The sequence below is a fragment of the Inquilinus limosus MP06 genome (assembly GCF_000767795.1).
In the GTDB taxonomy this organism is placed as follows: Bacteria; Pseudomonadota; Alphaproteobacteria; order DSM-16000; family Inquilinaceae; genus Inquilinus; species Inquilinus limosus_E.
In genome coordinates, this window is sequence record NZ_JANX01000355.1 from 1 (window position 1) to 6,485 (window position 6,485).

General features: G+C 69.0%; 8 protein-coding genes and 1 tRNA gene. 4 read left to right on the forward strand and 5 right to left on the reverse strand.

Annotation, left to right across the window (positions count from 1 at the left end):
• Positions 1 to 197: 197 nt before the first annotated feature.
• Positions 198 to 272: transfer RNA gene (locus tag P409_RS22675), tRNA-Thr, on the forward strand.
• Between the two features lie 41 nt (positions 273 to 313).
• Here P409_RS22675 and P409_RS22680 read toward each other — a convergent pair.
• The 4 genes from P409_RS22680 to P409_RS22695 form a co-directional block, all read right to left on the reverse strand.
• On the reverse strand, positions 314 to 1,333 hold the full coding sequence (locus tag P409_RS22680) for a hypothetical protein (protein WP_152613494.1): 1,020 nt from the start codon (positions 1,331 to 1,333) through the stop codon (positions 314 to 316).
• A 57-nt stretch (positions 1,334 to 1,390) separates the two neighbouring features.
• A complete protein-coding gene (locus tag P409_RS22685) occupies positions 1,391 to 1,603 on the reverse strand; it encodes a hypothetical protein (protein WP_034844040.1) in 213 nt (70 codons plus the stop codon).
• 367 nt (positions 1,604 to 1,970) lie between these two features.
• Positions 1,971 to 3,554, reverse strand: a complete 1,584-nt coding sequence (locus P409_RS22690) for a cisplatin damage response ATP-dependent DNA ligase (RefSeq protein ID WP_034844042.1) — start codon at positions 3,552 to 3,554, stop codon at positions 1,971 to 1,973.
• Complete coding sequence (locus tag P409_RS22695; RefSeq protein ID WP_052121211.1) at positions 3,551 to 4,567, reverse strand: ligase-associated DNA damage response exonuclease; 1,017 nt, start codon at positions 4,565 to 4,567, stop codon at positions 3,551 to 3,553. Before P409_RS22695 ends, P409_RS22690 begins: the two co-directional genes overlap by 4 nt.
• A 129-nt stretch (positions 4,568 to 4,696) precedes the next feature.
• Between P409_RS22695 and P409_RS22700 the strand changes: the two genes are divergently transcribed.
• Entirely contained in the window at positions 4,697 to 4,933 is a 237-nt protein-coding gene (locus tag P409_RS22700; RefSeq protein ID WP_034844052.1) for a type II toxin-antitoxin system VapB family antitoxin, read from the forward strand.
• Complete coding sequence (locus P409_RS22705) at positions 4,930 to 5,331, forward strand: type II toxin-antitoxin system VapC family toxin (RefSeq protein WP_034844048.1); 402 nt, start codon at positions 4,930 to 4,932, stop codon at positions 5,329 to 5,331. Before P409_RS22700 ends, P409_RS22705 begins: the two co-directional genes overlap by 4 nt.
• A 12-nt stretch (positions 5,332 to 5,343) precedes the next feature.
• Here the strand turns inward: P409_RS22705 and P409_RS22710 are convergent, their stop codons facing one another.
• Positions 5,344 to 5,766 (reverse strand): hypothetical protein, encoded by a 423-nt coding sequence (locus P409_RS22710; RefSeq protein WP_034844051.1) that lies wholly within the window; start codon positions 5,764 to 5,766, stop codon positions 5,344 to 5,346.
• A gap of 100 nt (positions 5,767 to 5,866) precedes the next feature.
• Here P409_RS22710 and P409_RS22715 point away from each other — a divergent pair.
• A partial coding sequence (locus tag P409_RS22715) for a PfkB family carbohydrate kinase (protein WP_238578742.1) occupies positions 5,867 to 6,485 on the forward strand: 619 nt, incomplete at its 3' end.

Consider the following 6,485-nt stretch of genomic DNA (forward strand, 5'->3'; position numbering starts at 1 on the left):
GACGGCGATGCGGGCTTGGCGTTCGGGGGACGACGCTGATCGGTCATTTCGGCTTTGGTATGGCCGATGCGGGGCCGTTACGCAACCGGAGCAGAGAGGCGGACGACACGGAACGGACGTAATCGACACGACCCTCGGAAAAGCGCTTGCACCACCCCCGACGCTATGGCAGGTTCCGCGCCGCCTTGGACGGGCGGGCTGCCGTAGCTCAGTGGTAGAGCACTCCCTTGGTAAGGGAGAGGTCCTGAGTTCAATCCTCAGCGGCAGCACCAGCGTTCCTTCCCCGATCCGCCCCATCCCGCGCCGCCGGCCTTCAGCTGTGTCGATCGATGGTGCGATAGATCCGGGCTCCTGTCTCATCGCGTGCAAACACGGCCAGCCCCGCGAAGACCGCGGCATAGTCCGGAAAAGCCGTGGCGAAGGCCTGGATCAGCCTGCGGTTGCGCTGGTCGGCATCGGAGTCGCCGGTCCACGGTCCGACCTCCTGCACCAGCTTCAGGAACAGCTGCCCGTCGAGATCGTAGAGCCCGAGCTCGCCGATGGTGAAAGCCTGCCCGCCCAGGGTCCAGGTGCGGGGCCATGGGCCCTGCAGCTCCTGCGGCCGCTGCAGAGGGCTTGCTGCGGCCTCCTTCCGGATATCCGACTGCAGCGCGATCTGCAGATTCGGCCCACGATCCGCCAGGATCCCGGCCCAGTCATAGAGCAGGGTGGCGGTGAAGGCGTGGCCCTTGTCGCGCTCGATCCTGGCCGCGTTCAGCAGATCCGTGACCGACCGCCCGGCAATGGTGGTGAGCGCCGCCTGGAAGTGGGCAACGCGCCAGTCCGGCCCGGCGATCATCCACAGCACGAAGGTCCAGCGCTGATGCCCGCTCTTGCCCTCAATGACGGCATAGCCCTGCTTCGCAGCCTTGCCGTACCTCACCGTGACCTTGCCTTCGGCCGGATCGAAGGTGCCGCAGGGCATCGCGCCGCCGCCCTTCTCGGCCCCGGTCAGCAGCAGCGTGCGGCGGATAACCGGATCCTGGAAGGGACTGACCAGGCTGACAATCGAGCGCAGGGCGCTGGCGAAGCCGTCGCGCCCCATGGCATGCGCGGCCTCCGGGGTCAGCTGGCTGAAGGCCCCATCAAGATCGCCGTCGACGATCCTGCGGGCGAAGTCGAGCCCCGCCTGATCGAGCGCCGCGCGATCGCCGGCCGCGATCTCGTCGTCATGCGCGCACCAGACGGCAAAGAAGTGGATATCGAACTGAGCCGACGCCGGCGCGGCGCCGAGCCACATCAAGAGGGATGCGACAATTGCCACGCCGACACGCATCACCGTCTCCGCCGCCATGCTCCGCGGATCAGTGTGACGGAGATTCGCCGCGCGGGCGAGACGTGGCGGCAGGGCTCAGCTGGCGAGGCCTACAGCCGGCGGCAGAGGTGCTGTGCGCCCGAGATCACGGGCCGCGCGCTCCGCGTCCGGGACGGAGCGGAACTCCTGGCCCTCGAGATGCTGGAAGCGGGAATCGGAAGCGTAGAAACGGAAGCCGCGCTTCTGGGCGACGACGATACCAATCGCCTCGCCCGCGACCTCGATCGTGAACGCTTCGGAACGAACCATGATGGACCTCTGGGGAGACGGCGTGACAAGCGCCGGACAGTGGCGGAAGCGATGGGGGAACAGGGCGGCTATGCCGTCAGTTCCGCCACCGCCCGGCCGAACGATCGGAGGTCGGGAGGGTCGGTCTGGGGTTTCTCGCCAACATGTCATCCTTCCGTGTCTTTGCCGCGGCTCTACAAGGAAAGCGCACGGCTCCTCGCCCTCTTCGGGGCGCGACTCGTCTGCTGGCATCAAGTGCTCGGCGGCCTTCATGAGGGGCCGCTCTTGAGGGCGACCCTCGCGCAGAGGGCCATGACTGTCAACGCCTAATACGCAGGCAATGTGAATAAAATTTCTTGTCAAATGAAAGTGTCGTTAAATCGAAGTATTACTCGACGATCATTCGTTCCAGCGTTTCCAGCCGGTCAGCCTCCGCCGCCGGCTTGTCCCAGCGGATGCGGTGGATCCGGGGGAATCGCATCGCGACACCGGATTTGTGACGGGTGGAGCGGTGGACGCTGTCGAATGCGACCTCCAGCACCAGCCGCGGCTCGACCTCGCGGACCGGGCCGAAGCGCTTGACCGTATGGTTGCGCACCCAGCGGTCGAGCTGCGCCAGCTCCTCGTCGGTGAAGCCGAAATAGGCCTTGCCCACCGGCACCAGCCGCTCGCCCTCCGGCTCGGTCCGCCAAGTGCCGAAGGTGTAGTCGGAGTAGAAGGACGACCGCTTGCCATGGCCCCGCTGGGCATACATCAGCACGGTATCGAGGGTCAGCGCCCCGCGCTTCCACTTGAACCACGGTCCCTTCGGCCTGCCGGCGACATAGTCGCTGTCGCCGCGCTTCAGCATCAGCCCCTCGATCGCCTGGGCCCGGGCGTTGTCGCGCAGCGCCGCCAGCTCATCCCAGCTCTCGAACGGGATCAGCGGCGACAGGTCCATGCGCGCCGGGCGCTCCCGCGCGATCCAGGACTCGAGCCGAATGCGCCGGGCGTCGAGGGGCAGCGGCCGCAGGTCCTCGTCGCCCTCGAACAGGATGTCGTAGAGCCGCACCCAGGCCGGGTAGTCCTCCATCATCCGGGCGGTGATCGCCTTGCGGTTCAGCCGCTGCTGCAGGTCGTTGAACGGCGCCACCGCGCCGTCGCGCGCCACCAGCAGCTCGCCGTCCAGCACGGCGTGGAAGCGGATGGTGTCGGCCAGGTCCGGGAAGGCACCGGTGACGTCGTCGCCGCTGCGCGAATAGATCCGCGGCGGCCGGTCGCCGCGGCCGACCACCTGCACGCGGATGCCGTCCCATTTCCACTCCGCCCGGTAGGCGGCGGGGTCGAGCCCGGCGATGTCCTCGGCCTCCAGCGGATGCGCCAGCATCAGCGGCCGGAAGGTGGCGCGGTCGCCGATCTCCGGCTTCGGCCCCTGCCCCGACAGCCAGACGAACAGCTCCTCATAAGGCGGCTCCAGCGCGTGCCACAGCTCCTCGATGTCGTCGACCGGCTGGCCGCCCCATTCCGCCAGCGCCACCTTGGCCAGGCGCGCCGAGACGCCGATCCGCAGGGCCCCGGTGATCAGCTTCAGCAGCGCGAAGCGCTCCGACGCCTCCAGCGAATCGAGCCAGCGCTCGATCAGCAGCGGCGCCGCGGCCCGGGAGGTGGCCCGAAGCTCCTCCACCACCTCGGTGATGCTCGGCTCGCGGTTGGCGCCCGGCTTGCGCGGCCAGATCAGGGCGACGGTCTCGGCCAGGTCGCCGACGAAATCGTAGGACCAGCCGAACAGCGCCTCGTCGACCCGCCCGACCGCCAGGTTGCGGATGGTCGACGCCTTGGCGGCGGCGAAGGTCAGGGCACCGGTCAGCGCCGCCAGCGCCCAGCCGCGATCGGGGTCGGGGGTGTGCTCGAAATAATCCGTGAGCAGCCGGATCTTGCCGTTGCGCGACGGCATGTAGACCAGCCCCTCGATCAGCGCCGCGAACGCTCTCATGCGCTGTCGTCCTCCTCGAAGCCGATCAGCGCCAGGGCCCGGGCGGCGCGGCCCGACTTGCGGACCTGGTGGATCAGCGCCTCCTCCCGGCCATGGGTCACCCACACCTCTCCGGCCTCGACCTCCTCGATGGTGGCGCAGAGCTCGTCCCAATCCGCGTGATCGGAAATGATCAGCGGCAGCTCGACCCCGCCCTGCCGGGCGCGCTGGCGCACCCGCATCCAGCCCGAGGCGGCAGCCACCACCGGGTCCGGCAGGCGGCGCGACCAGCGGTCGGCGCTGGCCGAGGGCGGTGCCAGCACGATCTGCCCGGCCAGCTCGGCCTTCGACGCCTCGGTGGCCGGCAGCAGCGGTCCGAGCGGAACGCCGAGCGATTCGTAGAGATCGCACAGCGCCTGCAGCGCGCCGTGGATGTAGATCGGCCGGTCCCAGCCGGCCTGGCGCAGCAGGCGTATCACCCGCTGGGCCTTGCCGAGGGCGTAGACACCGACGAGATGGGAGCGTTCGGGGAACAGGGCGACGGAGTGCAGCAGCTTGCCGATCTCCTCCCCATCCGGCGGGTGACGGAACACCGGCAGGCCGAAGGTCGCCTCGGTGACGAAGACGTCGCAGACGACCGGCCGGAACGGCAGGCAGGTCGGGTCGGGACGACGCTTGTAGTCGCCGGAGACCACGACACGGCTGCCGGCATGCTCCAGCACGATCTGGGCCGAGCCCAGGACGTGCCCCGCCGGCACGAAGGTGACGTCGACCTCGCCGATCCGCCGGGTCTCGCCGAGCGTCACGGGCTGCAGGCTGCGGCCCGCCTCCTCGCCATAGCGGGCGCGCATGATCGCCAGCGTCTCCGCCGTCGCCAGCACCGCGCGGTTGTTGGGCCGGGCGTGGTCGGAATGGCCGTGGGTAACCAGCGCCCGCTCCACCGGCCGCACCGGGTCGACATGGAAGCCGCCGGGCTCCACCAGCAGGCCTTCGGGCTGGACTCGGATCCATTGGTCGGGGCGCGGGGTCGGCATGACAGCGACGATAGGGCGTCGACCGGGATGCGGCCAGACCTCCGGTTCAAAACTGACCTGCGGCTCCTTGAGCGCTTACGTCCGGCGATGTATATTGACGATATTTATATAAACATTCAGGTCGTCTCCATGGCACTCCAGATCGCGAACCCCAAGGTGGTGGAGAAGGTGGAGCGGCTGGCCCGAGCGACCGGACTGACCAAGACGGCCCTGGTCGAACGCGCAGTCGACCGTCTCGCCGAAGACATCGGGATCTCCGCTGGCGCTGATCGTTTTGCGTCCCTGCTGTCGCAGTTGGACCGCATCCCTGACCGAGCCGACGCCTTCGATCCGCTGAACTGGGATACGCAGGGTCTGCCGAAGTGATCGCGGTCGATACCTCTGCGATCGTCGCAATCGCCTTCAACGAGCCTGAGCGTCAAGCCTTTGTCGAGGCGATCCGGCAAGCAGACAGGGCGTTGATCAGCACGGTATCGGTGGTCGAATCCCGAATGGTGATCTTCGCTCGGCGCGGGCCGAGGGCTATTACCTTCCTCGACGATCTCCTGCGCCTGCCGCCTTTCGAGTTCGTCGCTCCCGACGTAGCGGAAATGGACGCCGCCTATTCTGCCTTCGTCGCTTTCGGACGGGGCAGCGGCCATCCGGCGCAGCTCAATTTCGGCGATGTCTTCAGCTACGCCCTCGCCAAGGTCAGGGGACTACCATTGCTCTATAAGGGCGACGATTTTGCCCAGACCGACGTGCGGAGCGCCGTGACGATCTGACCACCGCTTCGGTCAGTCCAGCGACGCCACCGGCGCCGGCTTGCACGAGAGATCATCCCCCTCGGCCCGCTTGGCCAGCCAGACGCCGGCGAACTGGTCGGCGAAGTACCATTTGCCGCTGAAGGCGGCGGCGCCGTCCTGGAAGGCGAAGGTCACGGTGCCGATGCCGAACTTGTCGCTCCAGGTGAAGCGGTAGAGGCCGCCGCCCAGGGCCTCGCCGTCGCTGAGCGTCCCGTCATAAGGCCCGGCCGAGGCGTCGACGACGTGATAGCAGCCGCCATGCCGGTCCGGCAGGAAGGTCAGCACCGCCGGGGCCAACACGCCGCCCGAGGTGACCTGCCCGCGATAGGTGCCCGACGGCACCGGCGGGTCCGCCGCCAGGGCGGGGGCCGTGAAGCCGAGCAGCAGGACGACCAGGAGGGCGATGCGTCGCATGGCCCCGGATGCTGCCGGCTGCGGCGCCGCTTCGCAACCCCGGATCTTGCCTTTCGGCGACGGCGGACGCAGGGTGCGGCCCGTTCGCGAGAGAGACCGCATGCCTCTGCCCGTCTGGTGCTTCGGCGCCGCCCATATCGACCGCCAGGCCCGCGCCCATCGCGCCGTCCGCCTGGGCACCTCGAATCCGGTGACGATCCGCACCAGCCTGGGCGGCGTGGCCCGCAACGTGGCCGAGACCCTGGCCCGGCTGGGCCTGCCGGTCGGCCTGGTCAGTCGCTTGGGGTCCGATCCGTCGGCCGAGCGGATCCTGGCCGAGATGGCGCGGCTGGGGCTCGACCTGTCCCTGGTCGGCCGGTCGGAGACCAGCGGCACCGCCAGCTACACCGCGGTGCTGGAGCCGGGCGGCGAGATGGCGGTGGCGATCGCCGATATGGGCATCTATGACGAGATGGGGCCGGAGGCGCTGGCCCCAGCCCTGGCGGCAGCGCGACCGGCTGCAGCCTGGTTCGTCGACGCCAACCTGCCGGCCGAGGGGCTGGCCGCCGTGCTGTCCCATCCCGGCCGGCCGGCGCTGGTGGCGGTCGACGCCGTATCCTCGCCGAAAGCCGAGAAGCTGCGTGGCCTGCTGGGCCGCATTGACCTGCTGTGCCTCAACCGCGACGAGGCCGAGGCGATCACCGGCCAGCCGGTGTCCGACGAGGCGACGGCCTGGTCGG